This window comes from Leptospira licerasiae serovar Varillal str. VAR 010 (genome assembly GCF_000244755.1).
In the GTDB taxonomy this organism is placed as follows: domain Bacteria; phylum Spirochaetota; class Leptospiria; order Leptospirales; family Leptospiraceae; genus Leptospira_B; species Leptospira_B licerasiae.
In genome coordinates this window covers 133,699-157,508 of the sequence record NZ_AHOO02000005.1, presented here as the reverse complement: position 1 = coordinate 157,508, position 23,810 = coordinate 133,699, and the positions used below count along the sequence as shown (strand labels likewise).

Here is a 23,810-nt window from a genome sequence, read left to right as displayed (position 1 = left end):
AACGGTATAGGCAGACAATTTTTGTGTCTGTAATCCTAGGTCAAAGGGATTTAAGATAAATTATGCCTTATCGTTGGCTTTTTGCAATTTGTTTCCTAACTGTTTCCCATTCCCTTTTTGGCTCTAGCCTAACCTTAAAAAACGGAAAAGTAATACAAGGGAAAGTCGTAAACCAAACCCGAACGGAAGTTCAGATCGAAGTGGATGGAAAGGTGCTAACCATTCCAAAAACAGAGATCGCTGAATTGAATTTAAAGGATACCCCTAAACAGGACGTAAAAAAGGATCCCGTTAAACCCAAAGAGGAAGCTAAAAAAACCGAAGAAGAAGTCGCGGTCCAGAGATGGTACCAAAAGCCTCGTTGGGATTATTCGCTTAGATCTGCAGTTGTTCCAGGTTGGGGGATTTGGAAAGCGGATAAAAAATATAGGGCTTCTGCTGCATTTGTCGCGGTTTTAGGGGCAACTTATCTAGCTGTTAAGGCCCAAAACGATTTCAGTGCGGCCAAAGGCGCTTATGAAGAAAATGCAAGAAATTATTTCATATTTGCATTGAATGATCCTGTCCTTTCCTTGCCTGCAAATACTACCCAACGATTGCTCGGAGCCTTCTTGGTGAACAAAGGGGCATTTAATCATTACCAAGGCCTTGCGGAAGAATCCAATAATTATCAGTATTTGTTCGGGATCGTTTATGGATTACAGCTCTTCTATTCCTACTATTTAGGAGTAAAAGCAGAGCAAGGCCTTGCGGAAGGACCTAGCTCCGGTTTTAGATTCAGCTTTGCTCCTTCTTACCAACCTATGACCGTTGGTGGGAATGGTTTAGGCTGGAATGGGGAACTCAAATACGAGATCAGATATTAAGTCTTTGAAGTAAATTCTGCCTAAAATAAAAAAAACTCGGACCACAGACAAGTGCCCGAGTTTTTTTATTTTAAGTGTGATTGTCGTTTATTGAATTACAGTTACGGGAGATTCGATTCCGTTTACTACATCCAAGTATAGGTTCAGTGTTCCGTTGTCCCCTCCGGTGGTAGGATCGGGATCGAACAGATAAAGATAATCCGCACTTTCGTCACCGACACTGATAAAGCAAGAATTAGTTCTACAAGTAATTGAGGAACCCATAGTTGCTCCTGTCGTTATTTGAGCAGAAGAATAATCTGTCGGAATCCCAGCGGCACCTGAAGTGATCGTAACAGGCAGATCTGAAACCTCGTTATATACTCCCATATCTCCGCAAAATAGATCGTAAGAAACTAGTAAATTCGTACTGTTTGCGATTGCGGCAGAAGGGAGCATATATTGGTCCCCACTACTATTAAGTGGATCACATCCATAAGGATTTGTTTCCGTTCTTAGATTCCCAGGGGAAGTTTGGAAATTTTTAGAAATTTTTAAGCTAGAAGCGCTTACGTTTCCGGAACCGTCAGTCTCAGTTTGGCTAAAAAACAGCCAGGTATTCGAACCTTGTACTAGTAAAGAAGGATAATCCAGAGCAAGTGAATCAGTACCATTGGACGCGGTATACGTTTTTACAGAAGAAGCCGATCCGTTAGAGAAACTAAAGGCAGTTAATAAATTTGCACCACCACTTGTTCTTTGGCGAAATGCAGTATAATAAGTGCTGCCACTCAAAGCTACATCAGCATTAAAATAATTTGTACTAGTCGAAGATGCGATAGTCGTTGCAGTTCCGACAAGAGCTCCAGTAGAGGCGCTGATCCTTTGGTATTTAGCAGCTCTTATAGACGCGGATTCTGTCCAAACAACTGCAAATTCTCCACTTGGATTATATGCCGCGGAAACTTTTCCAATAGTTACGCCGGCCCCGGTATAGATCGTAAACGCAGGAGCAACAGCAGTAAGAGTAATATCGTAGAATTGTCCTTTAATGGTAGTATCTGCAGATTTCCAGATAAGTAAATAATTGGTCCCATTCCAAACCAATTCCGGATCAACAGAGCCAGGCGCACCCCCAACTGTAATCGAAAGATTTTTTGTTACTAGATAAGGAGAAGCAGAATGATTTACCCCGAACAATTTTAAAACTGGAGTTCCAGAACTAGTTTTCCATCCGGCGGCGATCGCTAATTGTCTTTCGCAAACAATGGTGGCAGTTCCAGTAGTACCTGCAGTGCCGCTTCCATTTGCAGAGATGCTACAAGACTGTCCTTGTGTGTAAGCCCCTAATGAGATCGAATAGGAATCTCCACTGGTAAGTTCTGTGGAGAAAGAATAAGAACCGTTCGCAGATAATGCTAACGTCTGGGTGGTGCTATCTGTTGAATCCGATAAGGTAAGATTCAGATCCGTTGCGGTAACATCCACATAGCCCGTCAGGGAAACAGTAACGGGAGAAGTAGCCGCAGGAGAAGTTCCTCCAGAATCGCCAAAATTACCGAATACGCCAAAGTTACCGTCTGAGAGCAGAGCGCCAATAGCGGAAGAACTTGCATCTATACTGATCGCCTTGGCATCATTACAACCTTGCACCAATAAGAAAGAGAGAAGAAAACATCCGTGAATTAAAAGGTAAAATCCATTTATGATCTTGTTTGAATTCAGGAATCTTTTCATTTGTATTCTCCACTTAGAAGAGGGGAAAATTTGGATAGTTTTCCCCATAACAAAAGTAACAATCGCCCTTAAGCTCTTTGCTCTTTTTTTTCAGGGGGATAATTTTTTTACTAAATTTTATTGGGATAGGATGTAAATCGCAGGTTTGTTCGAAAATAAAAGATCTCGTATAAAGAGATCTTTATAGATTCTGCCAGATTGTCTCTATTCGTTTAATAGAAAAGGCTATTACCCTATATAAGGAAATAGCCGAGCGGATGATAATAAATCAGGATATAACGTTTACTGTCCGACGCAGACGATATTACGTTTTTGAGAACATGCAGTCTCTATCACCTGAGCCGGATCAGTAGTTGTCATTTCCGCAATTGAGTTACCATTTACTGAAGAAAGAACTCCTTGGCTTCCCGTTGCGGTAGAAGAATACCAAGAAGAATAGGGTGCTCCAGAAGGCGCTAATCCCGCGCATTGATAACTGGTAGGAATATTCGTTGCCCAATCTATGGAACTGAATCCTGTCCAAATTCTGCCAGAAGTTCCGAGAGCATTTGCCCACTGATCCGCATTTGCAAACCCGATCGTAGTAGAAGAATTGAAGCTATATGCTAATTTTTTGCCGCCCTGGCTGAAATATCTACTGAAAGAGTTGAATACCCAATCAGTGGAAGGATTCCGATAATTCCCACTCGGACTATAACTTATCGCAAGCATTGCCTTATAACCTACGTCCTTGTTAACACCATCAGGAACATTAGAGTTACAAATATCGTCTGCAACTTCTTTTGGACCTGCAAAAGTCGAATTATCAATTCCTTTTTTAGCAAAGTTTCCTGTGTAACCTGCTCCGTTATTCGTTGCTACGAAGATACATTTATCAAGATCGGTTACTTTAACTTTAAACGTCTGGGAAATACCGGATTCTACGTCCACTGCTACAAGATCGTAATAGTTATTCAAACAGTTATCATCTTGTGCCCCATTAATGTTTAGGCCGGCTTTATAATCGAAATTAGGGTTTTGAGGGTCCACACCGAAGCTACGGGTTGTATAACCTAAGGATTCGCCGGTGTTAGGATCAGTATCCGTTACGAAATAAATATTATCGCTAGTATAAAATCTATATTGGATCGTGCTTCCGTCAGTAGGAGGATTTTTAATACCGAGCGTAATATCTGATTCGTTATTTTCTTCTACAGAGAAGGTAGTTTCCCCTTCGTTATAAAATCCAACCAAAGGATATGGAGGAAGGACATTGAACAAATTCCAAAAAATGGAAGGATCAATGGTAATCGCGCCTGCTATGCTAGGCTTACTTCCGTCTAAAGCGGTGGATTCAGCATTATTACATTTGGAAATCCACAAAGTAAGACATAATAAAATGAAAGCCGTCCTTAATGATTTAGATCCTTTCATATTCGCACCCGCCCGATCTCTCAGAGGAAAATACCCCTTAAAGTATGAAAACAGCCAGGCGGGAAAAAAATTGAACGATTTTTTAGATCAATCCGGAGAATAAACGCAAATAAACGGCAATGTCAAAGGGGAATCACAAGCATCTAGAGTCCGATAAGCCGCGTCTCCGGTCACTACGCTCGAAGTGCCTAAGTTTCCGCTGGAAGAATTACTCGAATTTGTCCAACTTTCGGAGCCATTGAGACAGGTGTTGCTATCCATTCTGCCCCAACCGGAATGCATTCCTGTCCAATAATCTCCCAAATCTATCAAAGGATTATCAAAATCGGAACTTAGGGGCCAGGTCCCGCCAATCGAAAAGACTTTTACCCAAGTTCCATTTCCTTGTTTACGAACGTACCTCTTATTTGCCCGGAAGAAAGAAGTAGAAGACAGAGTCTCTCCCGGATTTCTATCTCCGTAGGTAGCGGATAGAGCGCCAACCATAGCTTTATAATAGGCTGGGTTTCTAGGGAGACCTTTCCCGCTTGCTAAGTTTTTACAATGATTGTCCATTGCACCTAGTCCACCCAATTGGGCCAGGGATTTGGCAGAAGATTCGAAAATACAATAATCTCCGTCCTTTACAGTTACGTCATATACGAAAGTATCTCCTGTGGAATCTTTCGTAATTCTGAAACTGAATTTGTCTCCTGCACGATCTAAGCAGTTATCATCATCTGCATTTAACGCAAAACCTACAGAATAAGTGCCCGTATTTGCAGGAAGAGTAAAAGTATTATAACCGACAAAACTCGGTGAGGAAACAGTAGTATAACTTTCGATTTGCATCGTAAAATTTTCGTCTACGGTGCTTTGTTCCGAAAAAGTAAGATCTATATAGGTATTCCCAGCATCGTAAATAACGTTAGACGAAAGTTGCGGAAGACCTTCCGGAATTATCTCAGCTCCGATGATATTCGGTAAAACAACATTCAAAAGAACGCCGGCAGCACTGCTGCTGCCGTCCAAATTGATCGGGTTTGCCTGATTGCAAAAAGAGAATAGGGAGAATAGCGATACGATCGGGATGAGTCTGAAAAGGATCTTTGGATTCGAATTCATAGTTCCAGGTCGGGTGATTTCTTTTTAAGAATCACAATCCAATTGCGAGTTTTTGCTCACTTTTTTGGGAAAAGCGGATTTTCCAAGGGAATTTCGTCCGAATTTTAAGGACCTGGATTTCGAATTTGCAGAACGAACAGAGTTCGTTGGGAAAAATTTGTCCCTTAAGGTTTATCTACTTTTCTTAATTTATCAATTTCCTTACGGAAAGATTCATAAGGATCGCCGGAATCCACTTTTCCTTTTTGAGGAGCTGTTTTATCCGAAGAAGATTTGTGAGAAGTAAACCATTCATCCACATGCTTGATCACTTTTGAGATCCTACTTCTACTATCTTCTTCTTCGGCTGTCCTGACTTTGTTTTGTAGGACTTCCATCCTTTCCGATAAGATCCTATGTAATTCTCTCGCCTTGTTCCTAAAGGATTCGTTTGCAGGATAACAAAGGATCTGGTCCATTCTTTCCTTTCCTTTTTCCCAAGTGATAAAGACGAAATTTTCTCGATCCAAAATCTGATAATATAGGTCCGCCGGAAATTCTCCGACATTTCCTTGGATCTCGGAAGCAGTCGGCGGAACGCTTCGTCTAAAATAGAATTCATCCATTGCAGAGGAAATTTTGGACTTCTGTTCCGCTGATCGGATCTTTTCTTCTTCTTTGATCTTTTCTTGGATCTTTGCCTGTTCTTCCTTTTTAGAAGCCTCGTGATTTCTGGCTTTGAGTTGGTTCTGTTGCCCCTTGATCTTTTCTTTCGCTTGAGCAAAGAACATATCTTGGAATATTCTCCCTATTCCTAGCAGATCCAGGATAGTATAATACCAAGGGAAGTAATCTAAATAACCTTTTCTTAATACTTTTCCGTAAGCCTTAACCAGGTCCGGTTCTCTAAATATCGACTTTATCTGAGGTTCGTTGGATTCCACAAGTTGTCTGATACAAAGAATTTTCCAAGTTTCTACGTTTGTGGCCGCTCCTAAGCTTAGAATGATCTGTCTGACACTATTTGCATTCTTATGAAAGAAAGCATGTATGGTGGTTGTTTTGGTTTCCCAAGTGGAATAGCCGATCTCCAAATCGTCTATCAACATCCTTTTTAATTCTTCCGGATAGGATTTGAATTCTTTGTCCGGGACTAAGAGGACTTTTTTTTCCCAAGAACCGGATTCAGAGAGAAGATTTCTTTTTATGTCATGGAATCTGTTTCGATCCCTTTCTGCGGATTGTTTATGAAGTTCTTTTTCCGCGAGTTCGGAAAGGCTACGTACCAAAACTACACTCAACATCCCCGGAGTTCCGGGACTTGGGGTACCGGGTAACGCTCTTGCAAAAGCTTCCGCTCTTTCCGTCTTGAATTTTGTGGTCTCCGGGTTGGAAGTATTAGAATAATATAATTTTTCTTCCATTGCGATCTTTTGGAATTCTTCCATCAGAACATGGCGTAATTGTTTTGTTCCTTTAGATTGGATGAAGTCATCCACATAATCCATGATCTGGACCGCTTCTTTGGGATTTTTGATCCCGAATAGACCATATCCCGGAACGTCTATTACCCTCCCTTTTTTATGAAGATCATCCTCTAATTCGAATAAGAAATCCTTAATAAACTCCGGGTTAGGCGAAATTCTGAAATGTTCGTTTTGGAATGTCTGTCTCAAATATAAAAATAACTGAGGGAAGGGCGCTTCTTTCCTGGCCCCCCATTCTAGATCCGATTCCAAATTTTCCCAAAGCAGAGTTTTGTTTGTTTCAGGTTTTCTATCCAGATAACTTAAGAGAGAAGAAACGGAATAATCCAGTAGTTCAAGATAGATCCTGCTCAAATCCAAAGATTCCGCTTCCGGAAAAGAAGCGTAACAAGGAAGCGCTTCCGGTTGTTTCTCTGTGCTGTCGCTGATCAAATATGCAAGTTGAGAAACCGTACCGTCTTCTAACAGACGTTTTAAGTGAAGATCTATATCTTTAGGTCCTAACTCTCCGACTTCGGGCACTTTATGATGAGGTTCGAATAATTGCCTTTTCTTTACATTCTTGAAAGATGTCGCCGCAGAAATGGCTTTGTAGACGGAGTGAGTTATTTTATCGTTCATATAATAACTCACAACTTCGTTTAACTTCTTAACTTTTAAGAAGTTAGGAACGGCTACGTTGCCTGTATTCGGATCTAAGGGTTTGGGACCTTTTGCGTTCATCTTAGTTTATAAACAATAAAATATTAAAAATTTAGCATATACTTGCGAAAAGATATCCGCATTCCGATATAATTATCCCTGAGGATATTCAAAACCATCATATAATGCATTCTAAACGCTTCCACCGAAAAACCTAAATCCTGCTTCTTTTTCGCTAAAACCCGTATAAACCGAAGGACGTACGCCGAAGGTCTTATATGAATCCTCTTGACGAAGCATAGGGAAGCGCTTTCCTGGAACAGAATGCAACTGAAGAAAAAAACTCCCTTCTCTCCCCGAAAGGTATTATTCGTAATTTTAGACGGCGTTGGTTATACTCCTAAAGGCCCCGAATTCGGGAATGCGATTGCAGGTGCCAATCTTCCTTTTCTCAATAAACTTTGGAAAGAATCCCCCACCATCCTTTTAAAAGCGCACGGAACCGCAGTTGGTATGCCTTCCGACGAGGATATGGGAAACTCCGAAGTGGGGCATAATGTTCTGGGCTGCGGGCGTATTTTCGATCAGGGCGCTAAGCTAGTCAATAACTCTATCGCCGAAGGATTGTTATTCGAGGGAAAAGCTTGGAAAGAAATTGTAGAAAATACTAAATCCAAAAATTCCACATTACATTTGATCGGTCTTTTTTCAGACGGAAATGTTCATGCACATATCGATCATACGAAATCTTTGATAGAGGCTGCAATACGTGAAAAGGTCCCGAAAATCAGATTGCATATTCTTCTAGATGGAAGGGACGTTCCTGAAAAGTCCGCTTTAGAATATCTTATTCCTTTCGAAGAATGGCTGACAACGCTCAGATCTAAAGGTGCGGACGTAAAGATCGCGTCCGGCGGGGGAAGAATGACGATCACTATGGACCGTTACGAAGCGGATTGGGCTATGGTGGAAAGAGGATGGAAGATCCATGTCCATGGAGAAGGTCGGAGCTTTTCCGATGCAAAAACTGCGATAGAAACTTTTAGAAAAGAAGATCCAACGATAATCGATCAATACCTTCCAAGCTTTGTGATAGAAGAATCAGGAAAGCCGGTTGGAAAAATTGTCAGTGGAGACTCGGTAGTATTTACGAATTTCAGAGGAGACAGAGCTATCGAGATCTCCCAAGCATTCACTCAGAAAAATTTCAACAAATTTGACAGAGGCGATTTTCCGGAGGTATGTTACGCGGGAATGATGCAATACGACGGGGATCTTCAATTACCCGAAAGATTTTTAGTAAGCCCTCCTGCAATTGATCGTACTCTAGGCGAATACATGGCCAAGTCCGGGATTAACCAATATGCGTTATCCGAAACACAGAAATACGGACATGTGACATTCTTTTGGAACGGAAATCGCTCCGGTAAGTTCGATCCTAAAAGCGAAGAATATAAGGAGATCCCTTCCGATGTAATTCCATTCGACCAAACTCCCGAGATGAAAGCGCGGGCGATTACAGCGGAACTCGAAAAAGTTTTAGGAGAAAATCATTCGGAATTCTATAGGATCAATTTCCCGAATGGGGATATGGTCGGTCACACTGGAAATTACCAAGCCACAGTAAAGGCTATGGAATTCCTGGACGAATGTATGAGCAGTCTTGCAGAAGCATGCAAAAAAAGTAATGTAGTTTTATTGGTGAGCGCAGACCACGGAAACGCGGATGAGATGTACCAACTTGATAAAAAAGGGAATGTAGAGAAGGATAAAGAGGGTAAACCTGTTCCTAAAACTTCTCATACTTTAAATCCTGTTCCATTTAGCGTTTTGGACCCTGAAGGTAAGATCAAGTTAAGAACGGACCTGAAAGATCCTGGACTCGCGAATGTTGCGGCTACGATCTTGGATATTATGGGATACGAAACGCCGGAAGGATATCATCCTAGTTTGTTAGCTAAGTAAGGCCAATCGTTCACATAATGAACTACATAGCTTAGGCTCTTATCTAACTGATTTAAAATTTCGTAATGATGAATATATCCTTATGCCTATTTTCCTGCGGTAAATGGGCTTTGAGTACATATATTGTTATTTTATCGTGAATAAAACCTCCGGCAAAAAACCGATACCATTTCAGAGCTTTTTTGTCTGTTTTTCTTTCTTTTTAGAAGTTGGGGATTGGCGAACCTTAGAAAAACCTTCCCATAACATCTCCGCGGATTGTTCCATGAGAAAAGGTTCAATATTGTTTTCCTGAGTTCTATGAAAGCGTAGAACCCCGGTAAAAGAACCTAAGATGAGAGAAGGATAAAGTAGGTTTAGGTTTTGGTCATTCTGAGCAGGCGCAAAGTATTCTGAAATTTTCTGTTTTAAGGCCGCTGCATCTTGTGTGCTTTCTTCATCCAGTATATAGGAAGATAGATTTCTTTCTATCATGATCAATTGATCCAATTTACCTTGAGAGAATAGTCCAAGTCCTTTCCAAAAATCGAAAAACTGTTCCTTCGGAGATAAGTTCTTAGATATGGATCTATCTAAGAACTCGGAAAACTCTTGGATCGAGATCCTAAATGTTTCGTTAAAAAGATGATCCTTATTTCGGAAGTGGCGATACATTGTTCCAACTCCAACTTTTGCATGAGCAGAAATTTCAGGGATCCTTGTTTCGAAAAATCCTCTTTCTGCAAACAGCTTAAGAGCGGAACGTATGATTTTTTCTTTAGAGTCATCTTGTTTCTTATGTAATGGAGACTCCTTGTTTGTTTCGTATACGGGATCCTGATCGGGTGTGAACTCAGGATCCGAGGACATACCTAGGGTTTCTATCAAGGGACTATTTTCCATCCGGGTAACCATTTTCAAATTTCTCCTAAACGGTCTTTTTTGTTTTTAAGAGTTTTCCGAGTTCGGCATTTTGAGTTTCTATTATATCTCTTTGGTGCCGATTCATTTCTTTTGTTGAATCAGAGGTGCGAATTTAACTATCAGTAAATTTGAATACTCAACTTGAATGGAGGAAAATATAAAATTTTCCTCTCATTAGTTCGCGGTACCGAATTTACAACATGCCGAGTTTATTCGTTTAGAAAATAATAAATAATTCAATTTTGCAGGTTGAATTATTTGGAACAAAGATTGTAATAATCCGAGGATTTATAACATTAGTTTTCCGGAACCGGCATTCCAAACCCATAGTAACAAATCAAAAAATAGATAACTAAACTGTAATTTGGCGACAGCAATGATAAATATTGATCAGATTTGTTCGCACCATCAGGTTTCATCTCGGTTCTATAAAAGGTTCAAAATATACGTAATCAAGTAAAAAAAAGTACAAAATGTACTTTTTATCTAAGGTTCAAAAATGAAGAAAGTTAAGGACCCTAAAACGCTAAAATCCTCCCGGGCCCTAGGATCCGAAGGTAAACGGTTGTTATACGCAGTGCAGCAATATGGGATACAACGTGCAGTCGAAAGAATAAATATTACCCAGCACACGTTTCAGAGATGGGCCCGAAATGATGATAAAATAGAGGAATTAGTTCTAAATGAGCTCCTAATTCAGCTAGGAATATCGAAAATTTACGTTAAGACTGGCAAAGGGAACTGGCAGGCTAGCACCGAAGAACAGATGTCCATTTTTGGCGACCTAGTGACTGATCTTGTTAAGTCGCAAAAAGTAAAAGAGGACGTTCAAATGAAAAGGGTTATTGATTTAGCCTTCAAATTGGAGCTAACCGACAAAGAACTGTTAATCAATTTGTGTCATAAACTGTTGCAGGAAAAGAAAAATAAGGATTTACGATCTGCGATTTCGCTAACTATGAATTTACCTCGATCCTCTTACGAGCTAGCGTATAAACAATTATTGAGCTTGGAAAAAAAAGTTTATGATTAGATAAAATAATATTTTATTTCATAGATCTTAATTAAAGAACAATTTCGTTATCTTCTCTGAGGCTTCCGCTAAATACTCAAATGGGGAAACCTTGCCTAGTAAGAGACGTTGAATGCCGGACATTTGAATATGCTTGAGTTCCTCTGCTTTTAATTTCTCGTATCTGTCACAGATCTCTTTATATCCGATGGGATCGATTTTATTTAATAAATATCGATTAATAGTTATAACTATGGAAGAAATCCTAGGGTTTCTGAGATCTTTGCCGAAGTCCTCTATGTCTACGTTAAATAATCTGTATTTTGTAACAGGTATCCAACTAAACCATAGGAAAAAGATTAATCCAATCGCCAGAATTGAATTATGGATCAATTCTTTTGTGGGGCTGAATAATAGAAAGCCAACGGAAAAGATACAGGAGAACAGAATTCCGGTAAAAAGATAGATAGAATGAAGTTTTTCGAAGTAATTTCCTTGGAACATGTTGTAAATAATCCTACCCATTCCCCAAGCAAGCGCGGCATAAATATAGAACACGGAAAGATTATAAATTAAGCCCCCTTTAAAATAAAATGAAGATCCATCGAATGCAAAAGGGGACCCAATCTCCAGAATAAAAAACATAGAAAATAGAATAATTGCCATACTATGGGCTATTGCAAAGGGACGTGGAATCGGCGTTAGGTGATTTGGATTCGAGTAGTTTCGAATAATATAATTAACTAAATATGGAATGAAAAGGGGAGGGATCGGTATTAGATTCATTATGACTAATTTAAATTCTAAATTTAGTCCGGATTCTAAGCAGAATATTAATATTGACCATAAGGCCATTAAAGAAGCAACAGAAGTGAAGGCCAAAGAAAGCTTTCTCCTGTCGGATTTAAAGTAAAAAAATATCGCTGAACAAAGAAGGACTAAAGAAGGTATTATGGACAAACGATTTCTCCTAACTATCGATCATTTATATATGCATATTAGAAAGAGATGTTATTTGAGAAATGATAAATTGGGGTTTTACGAATATCTAATTTGGAATATTGTTTCCGGTCTTAGTAAGAATTATATTTGGAATGATTCCTATCCCTTAGGAAATAAATTTTAAAATAGTAAGGTTCTTATTTTGCCAATGCCTTCCAGAGAGTTAAACCGGAAGCCTGTAAAGTCTCTGCGGAAAGTTGGATATAACCGCCCTTGGCCATTTTCACCATTCCCACAAAACTTCCATAACATAAGGAAACAAGTTCCATAGAGCCGAGGTCGGATTTAATATCTCCTTTTGCTCTTGCTTGTTCTAAGAATGTGCAAATAAACTCCATAGTTTGAGAGGTCGCTTTTTTGCTGGCTTGGTCCAAATACGGAGAATGATAGTGTAATTCTAAAAATTCGAATGCTTCCGGATAACGGTGGTAGAAATTTGCAAGCGCCTTCCACAGATGAACGAATAAGTCTTTGGATTTTGCTTTTTCAGGATAATTTTCTGCGAGAGTTTCTCTCAGTTTGTTTTTCCAGAAACGATAGAGTTCGTTTACCAATTCTTCTTTATTTTTATAATATCTATATATGGTCCCGGCACCTATACCTGCGTCTTTGGCTAGATCCGGTATAGGAGTTCCTTCAAAACCTTTTTCGGTGAATAACCTTAAGGCAGAGGTGAGTATTCTTTCTTTTTTATCTTCCGGATCTCGAACTACTGGCATTTGGTTTTCCTGGAATTAGGGAATGGAACCGAAGTATTCCACTTCTCTTTGTAATATCACACCGGTTTCTTTTTCCACTTTTTCTTGGACAGTATTTACAAGTCCATACACATCGGAAGCCTTTGCTCCTCCGATATTCACTATAAAATTACAATGTTCCGGCGAGATCTGGGCTCCACCTATTTGTAAACCTCTTAGGCCTACCTTGTCTATAAATTGCCAAGCTTTGATCTCTTTTCCATGTTCGTCGAATACCTTTGGGTTTTTGAACATAGAACCGGCGCTTTTTTTATTCTGGGGCTGAGAAGAATTCCGTTTGTCCCGTTTTTCCTTTAGAGAAGCTTCGATCTCCTCTAAATTTCCCCGTTTCAATTTGATCAGAACGGAAAGAATAATGGAATCTTTTCTTTTTAAGAACTCCGTAAATCTATAGCCGTGTTCTATCTCAGAAGGTTTTCTTTTGAGAACTTCTCCGTTCCTTAAAAATTCCACTTCTTGGATGAGATCAAAAAGTTCTCCTCCATAACAACCTGCATTTTGGATGACCGCTCCGCCAGTCCAACCGGGGATAGTGCTTAGGAACTCTGCTCCGGTATATCCTTTCTGAGAGATTTGGCGAAACACCGGAGTCGTGTTGGTTGCAGCTCCAACTTGGAAGTACCCTTCTCCCAGATCTTTGTATTCCTTGAATCCTCCGGAAAGTTTTAGGATCACAAAATCATCCGGATGATCTGAGATCAGAATATTAGTCCCACCTCCAAGGATCTTCCACGGCATTTCCAGTCTTTTGAATAAAGAAAGAGTTTCTAGGATTTGTTCTCGGGTTTCTGGCTCGACTATGAGTGGGGATATTCCTCCGATCTTAAAGGAGCAATTGACGCTCAAATCCTGATTTTCCCGGTAGGGTAGACCGGAATTCTCTAAGGAATTCTTTAGTTCTCGGATCTGTATTTCGGAAAGAATAGCCACTTTATTCAAGTTTCCCCGTTCGGATCTAGGAGCAAGAAAAAAGTCTAAGCCTCAAAAAAGGCTTATGAGAAGAGTAAGTCGGTCCGAACATTCTTTTAGGGGCCGAAAGAATATGTTTTATTTGCTCTTACAATCCGTGTATCAAGATTATATCAGCGGAAGATCGGATAGGGAAACTTATATCAATTCTGTTATCCGATTGGCTATGGATCAGGAAAAATTAGCCGGTCTGGTTTAATTCACCTTCTGTAAAACCTGCGTCAAACGTAGGTTTTTTCCGTTTCCTCTTCCCAATCTTCATCTTCTTCCCAAAGTTTAGAGCTGGAGAGTTTTGCCTCTGCCTGTGAGTATATTCTCTCTTCTATCCGGTTCAGCAGAGTGTTTAATCCGAAACCTTTGGTGGCGGAGACATAGATCGTATCCAGATCCGCCTCCCTTAAAAGTTCGTTCCTTGCTTCTTCTGGTAAACCGTCTATCTTGTTGAATACTAAAATCCTAGGTATATCCGACAGATTCAAATCTTCTAATATAGTTTCGACTGCTTCCATTTGCTGTCTGAATTCCGGATTGGAAACATCTACTACGTGGACTAATAAATCGGAATCTCCCAATTCTTCCAGTGTCGCTTTGAATGCATTGGAAAGTTCCGGGGGAAGATCGTGGATAAATCCTACTGTATCGGAGATAATGATCTCTCTTTCTTCCGGGAACCGAATTCTTCTGGAAGTTGGATCCAAGGTTGCGAATAACTTGTCTTCGGATAATACGGAGGAATTTGTCATCGCGTTCAGTAAGGTGGATTTTCCTGCGTTTGTATAACCTACGATACCACAAACAGGGATCTCGTTTTTTTTACGTCTTCTTCTTGCGATCTCTCTTCTCTTTTTTAAGGATTTAAGTTCTTGTTCCAGCCTGGAAATTCTTTCTTCTACTCTACGTTTTCCGATCTCGAGTTTTGTTTCTCCAGGTCCTCTTCCGCCTATTCCCCCGGTAAGCCTGGACATATTATCGTCCAACTCGGAAAGCCTTCCTTTCAGATATTTTAATTGGGCAAGTTCTACTTGGAGTTTACCGTCCCTGCTTGTTGCATTCCTTGCAAAAATATCCAAGATCAATTGGGTTCTATCTAAAACTTTAAGATCTGCATAGTCCGAGATCTTCTTTGCTTGAGAAGGAGTGAGCTCCAGATCGAATACTAATAGTTCCACTTGTTTCTGGATCGCTTTTAATACTATCTCTTCTAGTTTACCTTTTCCTAATACTGTGGAAGGATCTAAACGATTTTTTCGTTGGATAAACGAATCTACTACATGGACTCCAGCAGTCCTGCAGAGCTCTTTTAGTTCTTCGATGGATTGTGCAGGAGGACGTACCCTATTATTTTCCGGATATACTCCTACTAAAAAGGCCCTATTTTCTTTTTGAGCGCCTTTTAGATTTTTGCGATATCTGGTCATCCTGCTTTCGATATCTAGAATTTCGTCCAGTATACCTTCTTCCAATTGTCCCGGAACTTTTTTAGGAAGGACTGTCCATGGTTCTCCCTCTTCGTCTTCGGGATTTACGTGTGCGGAATAATAAGATTTAGGAAGGCCCTTCTCGTCCATTGTGACTGCAGTTATATAATCTAAACGTAATAAAGCTAAGTCCGTAAGATCTTCTTGGTTCAGGCTTTCTTCTTTGAGATGGCTATGTACCAGTCTTAGGCCTCTTAATCTTGCTTCGGATGTCCTGATACGATCCAACCAAGGAATATCGATGGAACTGTCCGATCCCACGATCACGTGAGTAACGTATCCGTTTCGATCTATTAAGATTCCGATTTGTCTGCTGATTTCGAAGGAAAGTTCTGTGAGTGTTCTGGAAACTTCGGGCGTGATGATCACGTTTTCCCGAATTCTACGCTCGGAGAGTTTTTTGAGTCTTTGGATCTGATTGGACTTGAGTCCGGAAAGGTTTCCGCTGAGCTTACTGATAAATTTGCCTCTTCTCTAAGAATTAGACGGTACCATTTCCCAAAAGGAGAGTCAAGCAGTTCCGGTCGTAAAAAAGCCCAAGAAGATCGAATTCTATAGATATAAAGGTTTATATGGCAAATCTATATCCTGTTCTGGAAAGAAATTATTACTTTTACGGTTACATTACTTGCAATAGAGGATTTCGGCTTAAAAAAAGGTAATCGCACGATAACGGATGGTCGAAAAAAAGAATAGAGGCTGGCACAGGGAAATGTTTCTTGGACCAAAGCTTGCTTTTCGATTACAAGAATGTTTGCCCCATTGAATTTCAGATTTTTATTTCCAGGCTTATTACTGATTGCGTCCTTTGGAGTCTGGTTCTCGCCAATTCTTGCTCAAACTCCCGAAGATACTAACAATACTTCAGACGTAGGGAATAGTTCCTCTGACACCGAGGATACTTCCGCTTCCGATAACCAAGAAACAGATAAGAAAAAACCTAAAAAGCAGGTCTTGGACCCTGAATCGAAACGTTATAATGATCTTTTAAAAACCGGATTGTTGAAAGTTTTTGAAGCGGAAGCAACTCACAATTACGCCAGGCTAAAACATTTCGGACTAACTCATCCTATTCCAAGAGTAAGAGCTGCAGTGGCTTTGGCTTTGGGAAGATTGAAAAACCCGGTCGGTGTTAATATTTTACATAAAATGATAGATCGAGATGGAGAATGGGTGCGTCAAGCTGCATATAAAGGCCTTGCAGATATCGGTTCCAGACGTTCATTAGATTATTTTTATGTAGGAGCCAAGTCCTCCGACAGAGAGATTAGAGTGGCTTCTTTCCGGGGAATGGGAAAAACATTAGATCCCGGAGCAAGAGAAGTTCTCTTAAAAAAAGGTCTTAAGTCCGACGATAAGGAAATCGTAAAGGCAACTCTTTTAGGTCTGGGATATTACCAAGTTCCGGAAGACCTTCGCATATTTATAGATTATCTAAATTCGGAAGACGAAGAATTCCAAAAAGCTGCAGTGGAAGCTTTGGGTAGGCATAAGACCAGGACTTCCATGAAAATTTTGGAAGATTCTTTCAAAGATAAGACAAACCTGAGAAATCAGATCCTGGACACTTTAACTGAACAGAAGAATTCGTTCGCGATCTTTGCATTATTAAGAATTTTGAATGCTAATGTTGATTCCGAAAATATAGTAAACGAGATCAGTGCAAGACTGTATAAGTTAAAAGCTGTCGGAAAATATATGACTATTACTTCCGATAATACTCCTCTTTTAAGAGAGCCTTATGTAGGGGCTCCTAAGATCCGCGACTTGGAAGCGGGAGAGGTTGGAAAAGTCATAAAAAAACATTCGGTTGCTTATATCATTCCGATCGAAGGCCAAAGGATCGAAGACTTTTATTATAAAGTCTTAGTAAATACCAAATACAAGGATGCATTTACTGAAACAGTCCAAGGTTGGGTCTTTGGAAAATATATCCAAGTCAGAACTATTTCTATGCCTAAGGAAGAAAAAGAAAAGAAGAAGAAACCGAAAAGGCCTTCTATTCTGGATGATATGGAAACTTCCGATCCGGCTCCGAATACAGAAAATTCTAATTAATGATTTTCTGTTTAGTGAATGGCCGATCTTTCTAAAATTCTATCCGTTTTCAGATTCGCATCTAAATCTGCCGGAACAGAGATCTTAAAATTATTCGGTAAAGAGTCCACATTCGATCTGAAAGATCCTATGCAGGTTTTGACACAAGCGGACTTGGACTCTCATCGAGTTCTGGAAGAAATTCTCAAAAAGGAATTTCCCACAATTCCGCTCGTCATGGAAGAGCAAAACAATCCTGAACCTCTTCCGGAAACTTTCATAGTATGCGATGAGTTGGACGGGACTACCTTGTTTTCTAGAGGGATCAAAGAGTTCAGCGTAATTTTAGCTTATATAGAGAATGGATCTCCTAAGGTAGGATGTATTTATTTTCCTGCGCTGGATACTTACCTTACATCACAAAGAGAAGTTGGGACTTTTATCAACGATCAAAAGATCCTTCTTAAAAAGGGTGGAAGTATAGATCGTTCCGTTCTTTCTCTTGAGATCAATAATACCTTCCAAGACGAGGACTATCGTTGGATCTCAAACGCGAGTAAAAACACTTTGGCGACTCGTGCTTTGGCAGCGACAGGAGCTGGATTTTTAGAATTACTAGAAGGTAAGACGGATCTATTCATGAACTTAAGTGGCGCTAAGATATGGGACTTTGCCGCAGGAGTTCTTGCCTTGGAAGAAGCAGGCGGGATCGCTTTGGACAAATCGGGAAATCCTTTGAAATGGGATAAGATCCGCATGTCTGCCCTGTTAAGTAGAGATCCGGATTTCTTAAAAGAAGTTTACCGACTGAAACCTTAGATCATTCCTTGGAATATGCAGGAATTTCTAACCATCTTGGATTCTAAAACGATCGATACTGTCACGGTAAGTATTCGGGTTGCTTTGATCATTCTTTTTGCTGGCGCAGTTGGCTGGAATAGAGAAGGTAAAAATCATGGCGCCGGTTTCAGGACCCATATTTTGATCGGTCTTGCTTCTACCGTTTTGATGTTATTGTCTATTTTTATTCCGGAATTCTATTCCGTAGTGGGAGGAGATCCTTCTAGGATAGCCGCGCAAGTGGTTTCCGGAGTCGGTTTTTTATGCGCGGGTGCGATTATGAAGTTCGGATTGACCGTGAAAGGATTAAATACCGCCGCTTCTATCTGGATCGTTTCTGCGATCGGTTTGCTTGTTGGAGCAGGTTTATACTATGCGGGATTTTTAACCACCGTTGCTACTCTGATCATTCTGGTCTTATTCGATCTGGTAGAAGAAAGGTATTTTGGAAAATATGAATATAAAGTTTTAGTCCTGGACCTAAAACAGAAAAAATTCCACCGAAAAGGATTTAAAGAATTATTATTAAGAAATAAGTTAAGATTGGTTTCTGAATCCTTTATGCAGGATTACCAAAGCAAAAACGCTCAGATCAAACTTACGATCGCAATGCCCCGGGACTTTGATATTCTAAAGATTGTGGATGAATTTAGAAATTTGGCGGATGTCATAAAGATCAGTATAGAATCGACCTGAGTAGAATTTGTTACAATTCTGAAATCTGTTTTATAGTTTGTTCCAAAACTTAAGTCATTGATGAGTATTTTATCGCGGGCTTCAAGAGCATGGAATAGCTCTTATGTCCTATTAGTTTTTCCCGGAATCTATTCGAATTTCGGAATTTGCTATGCTTTTTTTAAGAGTTTATAAAATGATTCTGACCTCGATATGGCCGAAAAAAGAACATCGATCCCTTCTGATCTCGCGCAGGAACTTGTAAAAATCATCCGACTTCTTGCCATGTCCGGCAAAAAGAATTTTAAGAAATACCTATACGATCCGTTCATTTATGCGGGTTGGGAAAAGGAAAAGTCTCACTCTGCACTTGCAGCAAGTAAGATGATCGATAAGATCCAAGAGGATTCCAATAATCCTTCGTATCTACATACGATCCCTCACCAATGTAAACGCTTGGTCTCTCAGGCAATTATAGAAAGTCTTTCTGCTTTAGGCGACTCTTGTATTTTCTTTTTGGAGAAGATCCAAGAAACCGGTAGCGTTGCTATTTCACCCGAGGCATTGGAATTTATCGCAGTATTAGAAAAGCCTCTTAAAGAATTCGAAAAAGTAACTAGCAGTAATAACGAAAAACTTTTCGAAGACTCTATTAAGAATTTTTCCAAAGAAGAATTAAAATCTGCGTTCGAGCCGGTAAAACTGGATGGGACCAGGCAAAAAGTATATTTGGATACTGAGATCCATACTTTATATCAACAAATACTCTCTGCCGCAAAGGTTAATAATCTGGTAAGGTGCAAAAAACTACTTTCCAGATATATAATCAACTACAGCGATTCGGAAACATATAGCGAGCAAGAGGTGGACAATCTTTTGGACGCATTAGGAAAACGTGAAGTTGGATTTAAGGAAACCTTGCGGGATTCTCTTGCTATCGAACTTTACTTTTCCATAACAAAAGGTATATTAGAAGGGAATGCAAAGAAGGCGATCCAAGGTATCCGGAAATACGCCCATATTTTTGAAGGTGATCCCAATACTAAGTATTACTATGAAATTGACTCCTTAGAAAGAAAACTCTACGGAATTATTCAAGCGAAGGATTTAATGAAAGAATTAAGGAAGGGTGTGTAAATGGCGAGCCTAACATTTAATGAAAAAGTGGACGGAAGCAAATTGATCCTAACAGTTGCAGGAGAGATCGATGCTAAGACCGCTCCGGACCTAAAGATCAAGTTGGAAGCGGCAGTAGGGAACGGAATCAAAACGATCATCTGCGATTGTTCCGCTCTTACTTATATCGCTTCCGCAGGGATCGGTGTTTTGAACTCCATTCAAAAATTCCTAAAGGAAAAATCAGGAGAGATCGTTTTCTGCAGCCTTAAAAAGGAAGTAAAGGATACGATGGAACTGATGTATTTCACCAAAAAGGTAAGAGTATTTCCTTCTTTAAATGATGCGTTAGGCGGAGTTTAAAATCCTCTCATGGATTTCTCTCCGGAAAAAATCCTATATTACTCCGTCGATCTGGATGAACTTTCTAAAATTCGGGGAGAGGTCCGCGAGTTTTTAGGAGAAGATTGTTCGGACATTGTCAAGGGCAGGATCGTATTCTGCCTAGATGAAGCTATGACTAACGTAATAGAGCATGGGTTTACTGAACCGGACTCCTCTAAGATTGAATTAAGAATGAAAAAGAATAAAGGAAGCTGGAAGTTTTCCATTCTAGACCAAGGCATTCCTTTCGATCCTACTAAAGAAAAAAGCGAAACTTGGAAGGAATTATATGAAAGCGGCGCCGACGGAGGTTTCGGACTACGCTCCATTAAAAAAAATAATGGTCGTGCGTTATCAACGTCTCAAAAATCCTCCGCGTAATAAACTCACTCTGATCCATACGAGATAATAAGATGATTAAAAACAAATTTCTAAGAGCGGTTCTTCCCGGCATTCGGGCAAAACTTTCCTTTTTTACGGCCGCATTGGTCATCTCGATATTAGGTTTCACTTCTATAATTCATTATTCCCAACAGACAAAAGCTTTGGAAGAAAAGCTCGAGTCCGAGTTAAAGGCTCCTTTGGAATATGTGAACTCGGTCGTTTTGGATCTGGAAAACTTGAGTAGAAGTATGATCCTGATCGAAGAATTCAAGGTTCGGGTAAAGGAGAAAAAGAAGCAACTCAGCAAGTTCAAAAGAACAGTAGTCCAAAAGGAAGGCGGATTTTTCGGAGCGTTAAAAGAGCTCGGTCAATCCATCGGTTTGAATGTTAAAAGAGGGAACGTTTATAAATCGGTAGATACTTATTTTACAAGATATTTATCCGAAAAGGAGATCCAGGAATTTGAATCCAAGGTCCGTAATGAATTAAGAAAAGAGAATGGAGCTCCGATAGACACACCCGTCTATGAAAGGATCAGATCTATCGCGGAGAAGACTGCACTTGCTCGTATTAGCGCGGAAACTTCTAAGATAAGAATAGAAGAAATTACCGAAGAACTTAAGTTTTTAGATACAGAGTTGGCCAAAGTAGACTTAGATCCTAAAAAGAAAAAAACGTATCTGACAGATAAGGATAAATTGGAGAAGGAGCGAAAGGCGGCCGAAAAAGCAATCCCGGACGGAGAGAAAAAGGCGGCATCCGGGGAGACTGCCTTAACGAAAGCTCTTCAGAATTTTTTTAGAGGCTCTTTTAAGGATCGAATTTCCTCTTTGGGACTTCTTCCGGACAAAATTAGAATTTTAGCATATGATAGAGTAGGAAAGGAGACGTTGGATACGGGCTTACTTTTCTCCCAAAGTTCCGAGACAGGTAAAAAATTACTATCTCAGGCGGACTTTACGGAAAGTCGTAAAGGTCTTTTTGGAGATACGGACGTTTTGGAAGTTATCCAAAACAAATCGGAAGCTGAAAGTTATGAAGTGGGCGGAAGACAATACGAAGTAGTTTATCGTCCCGTTTTTAGGAATCCGAGCACTGCGGAAAGATCCAGATCGATGGCCGAAGAAATTGCAGAGAATCCTAAAGATTGGGCCAAGTATCTGGAAGAAGATAGAAAAATTTCCGCGGAGATTGCAGAGATCTCCCAAAGGTTGAAAACCAGAATGTCCGAACTCCGTAAGGACGGGAAGGCTAAACCTTCTTCAGATAAAGAATTCAAAAATCTGGCTCTTGCTTATAGGCAGATGCTTAAAAAAAGAGATACTAAGTTAGAGCAGTTACAACCTTACGGTTCAGTATTCGAAAAGAACAAAAAAAAATGGAATGATGATCATAAGTCTCTAAAAGACAAGATTGCGAACACTTCCAAAGAGATTTTAGAATGGGAGAAGATGTTAAAATTCCCTCCTAAAGAAGGAGATAATAAAACTTCTCCTGAAGAGATCCAAGAAAAGATCAGAGTCTTAGAATCTCTGGAAGAAGAATATAAGGATTCTTTAATTCGTTTGGAGTCTACTAAGGGGGATTGGGGCAATTCTTACGAACATAAGGCAGAGGATGCATTTTTCGGCTTGAGAGAAGCCGCGCTCGAAGACTTCACTTTTATTCCTTTTAAAACAGGACCTGCGGGTATTAGAAGATATTATAAAGACGAAAACGAAAGAAAGTCCGTTCGGATCAAATGGAGACTTTTGAGAGAATGGATCCTCTCCGGAAATTCCGAAACAGAACTTCCTAAAACTCCTAAAGGGATCGCATGGGATTCGGGGATCCTCGTCCGAAGCAGAAGCGAGGCCGAAGAGGTAATGTGGGCTTTGGATTCCACTCCTCTTGTGGCTCCTGGGGAAGAAGAAGGTAAAGGACTGGTTTATGACCTTCTCCGTAAAGATTTATTAGGATATAATATTATTCTAATAGATAGGACCGAAGGTGTCCGTCAGATGAAATCTAACCGAGAGGAGATGATCCGATATACTGGGATTATCGGGACCATCGCGATTCTTTTGGCTTACGGCTTGGCCTGGTTTGTGGTCCGCAGGATAAGGGTGATTAGTAAAAATGCCGAGTCTATCGGAGAAGGTAATCTGAATGTGGAATTTCCTCCTGCAGGTTATGATGAGATCGGTATCCTAAGTGAATCTTTGAACGATATGGTTCACGGTTTGAAAGAAAGGGAAGAGATGAAAGGAGAACTTCTGGCGGCAGAAGAGATTCAGAAGCGGCTTCTCCCTGAAAAATTACCTTCTAGCTTGAACGACTACGTTGAATTCGGCGCATTCTATAAGGCGATGACCGGCGTGGGCGGAGATTATTACGATTTTATTGAATTAGGTGGAGGAAAGATCGCGATCTGTATCGGCGACGTTTCGAATCACGGTGTAGGTCCTGCGATCGTGATGGCTCTTTTTAGAGCTCAGATCCGAGCAATTCTTCGCAAAGGAGAAAGAGATCTGAAAAAGATCTTACTCGAAGCGAACGGTTATCTCTATGAGGATACTCCGGATCATATTTTTATCACATTCTTCTTAGCGATCTTCGATTCCAATACTTCTAGATTGGAATATATTTCTGCCGGTCACGTGAAACCTCTATTCTTCGATGCTTCCGATGGAAAGATCAAAGAACTTCCTGCCGGTGGTCTTCCAATCGGAATGGATGAAAATTCTTTCTTCGAAACTACGATTGAAAGAAGGGCATTAACATTGGATTCGGGAGATATTTTCTTTGAATATACGGACGGTTTGGACGAGGCAAGAAGTCCAAACTCGGATATGTATACGAGAGAAAGGCTTGCAAAACTGTTGCATGCAAACGGAGAAAAACGTCCGGAAGAATTAATCAAGACGATCGTTGCAGATGTGGAATCACATACTCAGCAGGATCTAAGTGCGACTGGCTTCTCCAAACTTTCGGATGATATTGCGATGATCGCGATCCGAAAACGATAAGAAACTACTGTGCTGCGTTGGTCTGATTTTTAAATTTTCTTTGGATCCCGTTTGTAGGAATTCCTACAAACG

19 protein-coding genes and 1 pseudogene are annotated in these 23,810 nt (G+C 40.2%); 11 read left to right on the top strand and 9 right to left on the bottom strand.

Annotated features, from left to right (window positions below):
* Positions 1-62: 62 nt before the first annotated feature.
* Positions 63-866 (top strand): LA_0442/LA_0875 N-terminal domain-containing protein, encoded by an 804-nt coding sequence (locus tag LEP1GSC185_RS01120; RefSeq protein WP_008591126.1) that lies wholly within the window; start codon positions 63-65, stop codon positions 864-866.
* 87 nt (positions 867-953) lie between these two features.
* On the opposite strand, the gene LEP1GSC185_RS01115 is transcribed toward LEP1GSC185_RS01120, so the two are convergent.
* From LEP1GSC185_RS01115 to LEP1GSC185_RS01100, 4 genes are all read right to left on the bottom strand, one after another.
* Positions 954-2,582, bottom strand: a complete 1,629-nt coding sequence (locus tag LEP1GSC185_RS01115; protein WP_008591232.1) for a hypothetical protein — start codon at positions 2,580-2,582, stop codon at positions 954-956.
* Between the two features lie 282 nt (positions 2,583-2,864).
* On the bottom strand, positions 2,865-3,995 hold the full coding sequence (locus LEP1GSC185_RS01110; protein WP_008590072.1) for a DUF1554 domain-containing protein: 1,131 nt from the start codon (positions 3,993-3,995) through the stop codon (positions 2,865-2,867).
* An 87-nt stretch (positions 3,996-4,082) separates the two neighbouring features.
* On the bottom strand, positions 4,083-5,099 hold the full coding sequence (locus tag LEP1GSC185_RS01105; RefSeq protein WP_008591521.1) for a DUF1554 domain-containing protein: 1,017 nt from the start codon (positions 5,097-5,099) through the stop codon (positions 4,083-4,085).
* 164 nt (positions 5,100-5,263) lie between these two features.
* The gene (locus tag LEP1GSC185_RS01100; protein ID WP_008590498.1) at positions 5,264-7,288 is read right to left on the bottom strand and encodes a hypothetical protein; all 2,025 of its coding nucleotides are present in this window, start codon (positions 7,286-7,288) and stop codon (positions 5,264-5,266) included.
* A gap of 243 nt (positions 7,289-7,531) precedes the next feature.
* On the opposite strand from LEP1GSC185_RS01100, the gene gpmI reads away from it, so the two are divergent.
* Positions 7,532-9,172 carry a 2,3-bisphosphoglycerate-independent phosphoglycerate mutase gene (gene gpmI / locus LEP1GSC185_RS01095; protein ID WP_008591307.1) on the top strand — a complete coding sequence of 547 codons (1,641 nt, stop codon included), beginning with the start codon at positions 7,532-7,534 and terminating at the stop codon, positions 9,170-9,172.
* A gap of 171 nt (positions 9,173-9,343) precedes the next feature.
* Here the strand turns inward: gpmI and LEP1GSC185_RS01090 are convergent, their stop codons facing one another.
* Positions 9,344-10,054 carry a TetR/AcrR family transcriptional regulator gene (locus LEP1GSC185_RS01090; protein ID WP_232298413.1) on the bottom strand — a complete coding sequence of 237 codons (711 nt, stop codon included), beginning with the start codon at positions 10,052-10,054 and terminating at the stop codon, positions 9,344-9,346.
* Between the two features lie 520 nt (positions 10,055-10,574).
* Here LEP1GSC185_RS01090 and LEP1GSC185_RS20095 point away from each other — a divergent pair.
* The gene (locus tag LEP1GSC185_RS20095; protein ID WP_010514736.1) at positions 10,575-11,108 is read left to right on the top strand and encodes a hypothetical protein; all 534 of its coding nucleotides are present in this window, start codon (positions 10,575-10,577) and stop codon (positions 11,106-11,108) included.
* 27 nt (positions 11,109-11,135) lie between these two features.
* Here LEP1GSC185_RS20095 and LEP1GSC185_RS01080 read toward each other — a convergent pair whose 3' ends face one another.
* The 3 genes from LEP1GSC185_RS01080 to murB all read right to left on the bottom strand — a co-directional run bounded on the left by LEP1GSC185_RS01080 (position 11,136) and on the right by murB (position 13,777).
* Positions 11,136-11,732: a hypothetical protein gene (locus LEP1GSC185_RS01080; RefSeq protein ID WP_010514738.1), complete on the bottom strand. Its 597-nt coding sequence runs from the start codon at positions 11,730-11,732 to the stop codon at positions 11,136-11,138.
* Between the two features lie 494 nt (positions 11,733-12,226).
* Positions 12,227-12,808, bottom strand: coding sequence for a TetR/AcrR family transcriptional regulator (locus LEP1GSC185_RS01075; RefSeq protein ID WP_008590700.1), 582 nt, complete (start codon positions 12,806-12,808; stop codon positions 12,227-12,229).
* Positions 12,809-12,823: 15 nt separating this feature from the next.
* Positions 12,824-13,777, bottom strand: a complete 954-nt coding sequence (murB, locus tag LEP1GSC185_RS01070) for a UDP-N-acetylmuramate dehydrogenase (protein WP_008589606.1) — start codon at positions 13,775-13,777, stop codon at positions 12,824-12,826.
* A gap of 112 nt (positions 13,778-13,889) precedes the next feature.
* Between murB and LEP1GSC185_RS20230 the strand changes: the two genes are divergently transcribed.
* Complete coding sequence (locus tag LEP1GSC185_RS20230) at positions 13,890-14,015, top strand: hypothetical protein (protein ID WP_008591752.1); 126 nt, start codon at positions 13,890-13,892, stop codon at positions 14,013-14,015.
* A gap of 22 nt (positions 14,016-14,037) precedes the next feature.
* On the opposite strand, the gene hflX is transcribed toward LEP1GSC185_RS20230, so the two are convergent.
* The gene (hflX, locus tag LEP1GSC185_RS01065) at positions 14,038-15,708 is read right to left on the bottom strand and encodes a GTPase HflX (protein WP_332306295.1); all 1,671 of its coding nucleotides are present in this window, start codon (positions 15,706-15,708) and stop codon (positions 14,038-14,040) included.
* A gap of 336 nt (positions 15,709-16,044) precedes the next feature.
* Between hflX and LEP1GSC185_RS01060 the strand changes: the two genes are divergently transcribed.
* The 7 genes and pseudogenes from LEP1GSC185_RS01060 to LEP1GSC185_RS01030 all read left to right on the top strand — a co-directional run bounded on the left by LEP1GSC185_RS01060 (position 16,045) and on the right by LEP1GSC185_RS01030 (position 23,738).
* A complete protein-coding gene (locus LEP1GSC185_RS01060; protein ID WP_232298414.1) occupies positions 16,045-17,352 on the top strand; it encodes a HEAT repeat domain-containing protein in 1,308 nt (435 codons plus the stop codon).
* Positions 17,353-17,370: 18 nt separating this feature from the next.
* The gene (locus LEP1GSC185_RS01055) at positions 17,371-18,150 is read left to right on the top strand and encodes an inositol monophosphatase family protein (RefSeq protein ID WP_008589939.1); all 780 of its coding nucleotides are present in this window, start codon (positions 17,371-17,373) and stop codon (positions 18,148-18,150) included.
* A gap of 15 nt (positions 18,151-18,165) precedes the next feature.
* Positions 18,166-18,867, top strand: coding sequence for an MgtC/SapB family protein (locus LEP1GSC185_RS01050; protein ID WP_008596135.1), 702 nt, complete (start codon positions 18,166-18,168; stop codon positions 18,865-18,867).
* Positions 18,868-19,059: 192 nt separating this feature from the next.
* Positions 19,060-19,983: a hypothetical protein gene (locus LEP1GSC185_RS01045; RefSeq protein WP_008589842.1), complete on the top strand. Its 924-nt coding sequence runs from the start codon at positions 19,060-19,062 to the stop codon at positions 19,981-19,983.
* Entirely contained in the window at positions 19,984-20,325 is a 342-nt protein-coding gene (locus LEP1GSC185_RS01040; protein ID WP_008590000.1) for an STAS domain-containing protein, read from the top strand.
* A 9-nt stretch (positions 20,326-20,334) separates the two neighbouring features.
* Positions 20,335-20,755: pseudogene (locus LEP1GSC185_RS01035) on the top strand (ATP-binding protein).
* Positions 20,756-20,759: 4 nt separating this feature from the next.
* Entirely contained in the window at positions 20,760-23,738 is a 2,979-nt protein-coding gene (locus tag LEP1GSC185_RS01030; protein ID WP_008590372.1) for a PP2C family protein-serine/threonine phosphatase, read from the top strand.
* Positions 23,739-23,810: the final 72 nt, after the last annotated feature.

What these genes read in the sequence shown, in the direction of transcription:
- LEP1GSC185_RS01120 (WP_008591126.1), top strand. Translation starts at nt 63, where the DNA reads ATGCCTTATCGTTGGCTTTTTGCAATTTGTTTCCTAACTGTTTCCCAT.
- LEP1GSC185_RS01115 (WP_008591232.1), bottom strand. Translation starts at nt 2,582, where the DNA reads ATGAAAAGATTCCTGAATTCAAACAAGATCATAAATGGATTTTACCTT.
- LEP1GSC185_RS01110 (WP_008590072.1), bottom strand. Translation starts at nt 3,995, where the DNA reads ATGAAAGGATCTAAATCATTAAGGACGGCTTTCATTTTATTATGTCTT.
- LEP1GSC185_RS01105 (WP_008591521.1), bottom strand. Translation starts at nt 5,099, where the DNA reads ATGAATTCGAATCCAAAGATCCTTTTCAGACTCATCCCGATCGTATCG.
- LEP1GSC185_RS01100 (WP_008590498.1), bottom strand. Translation starts at nt 7,288, where the DNA reads ATGAACGCAAAAGGTCCCAAACCCTTAGATCCGAATACAGGCAACGTA.
- gpmI (WP_008591307.1), top strand. Translation starts at nt 7,532, where the DNA reads ATGCAACTGAAGAAAAAAACTCCCTTCTCTCCCCGAAAGGTATTATTC.
- LEP1GSC185_RS01090 (WP_232298413.1), bottom strand. Translation starts at nt 10,054, where the DNA reads ATGGAAAATAGTCCCTTGATAGAAACCCTAGGTATGTCCTCGGATCCT.
- LEP1GSC185_RS20095 (WP_010514736.1), top strand. Translation starts at nt 10,575, where the DNA reads ATGAAGAAAGTTAAGGACCCTAAAACGCTAAAATCCTCCCGGGCCCTA.
- LEP1GSC185_RS01080 (WP_010514738.1), bottom strand. Translation starts at nt 11,732, where the DNA reads ATGTTTTTTATTCTGGAGATTGGGTCCCCTTTTGCATTCGATGGATCT.
- LEP1GSC185_RS01075 (WP_008590700.1), bottom strand. Translation starts at nt 12,808, where the DNA reads ATGCCAGTAGTTCGAGATCCGGAAGATAAAAAAGAAAGAATACTCACC.
- LEP1GSC185_RS20230 (WP_008591752.1), top strand. Translation starts at nt 13,890, where the DNA reads ATGTTTTATTTGCTCTTACAATCCGTGTATCAAGATTATATCAGCGGA.
- LEP1GSC185_RS01060 (WP_232298414.1), top strand. Translation starts at nt 16,045, where the DNA reads ATGTTTGCCCCATTGAATTTCAGATTTTTATTTCCAGGCTTATTACTG.
- LEP1GSC185_RS01055 (WP_008589939.1), top strand. Translation starts at nt 17,371, where the DNA reads ATGGCCGATCTTTCTAAAATTCTATCCGTTTTCAGATTCGCATCTAAA.
- LEP1GSC185_RS01050 (WP_008596135.1), top strand. Translation starts at nt 18,166, where the DNA reads ATGCAGGAATTTCTAACCATCTTGGATTCTAAAACGATCGATACTGTC.
- LEP1GSC185_RS01045 (WP_008589842.1), top strand. Translation starts at nt 19,060, where the DNA reads ATGGCCGAAAAAAGAACATCGATCCCTTCTGATCTCGCGCAGGAACTT.
- LEP1GSC185_RS01040 (WP_008590000.1), top strand. Translation starts at nt 19,984, where the DNA reads ATGGCGAGCCTAACATTTAATGAAAAAGTGGACGGAAGCAAATTGATC.
- LEP1GSC185_RS01030 (WP_008590372.1), top strand. Translation starts at nt 20,760, where the DNA reads ATGATTAAAAACAAATTTCTAAGAGCGGTTCTTCCCGGCATTCGGGCA.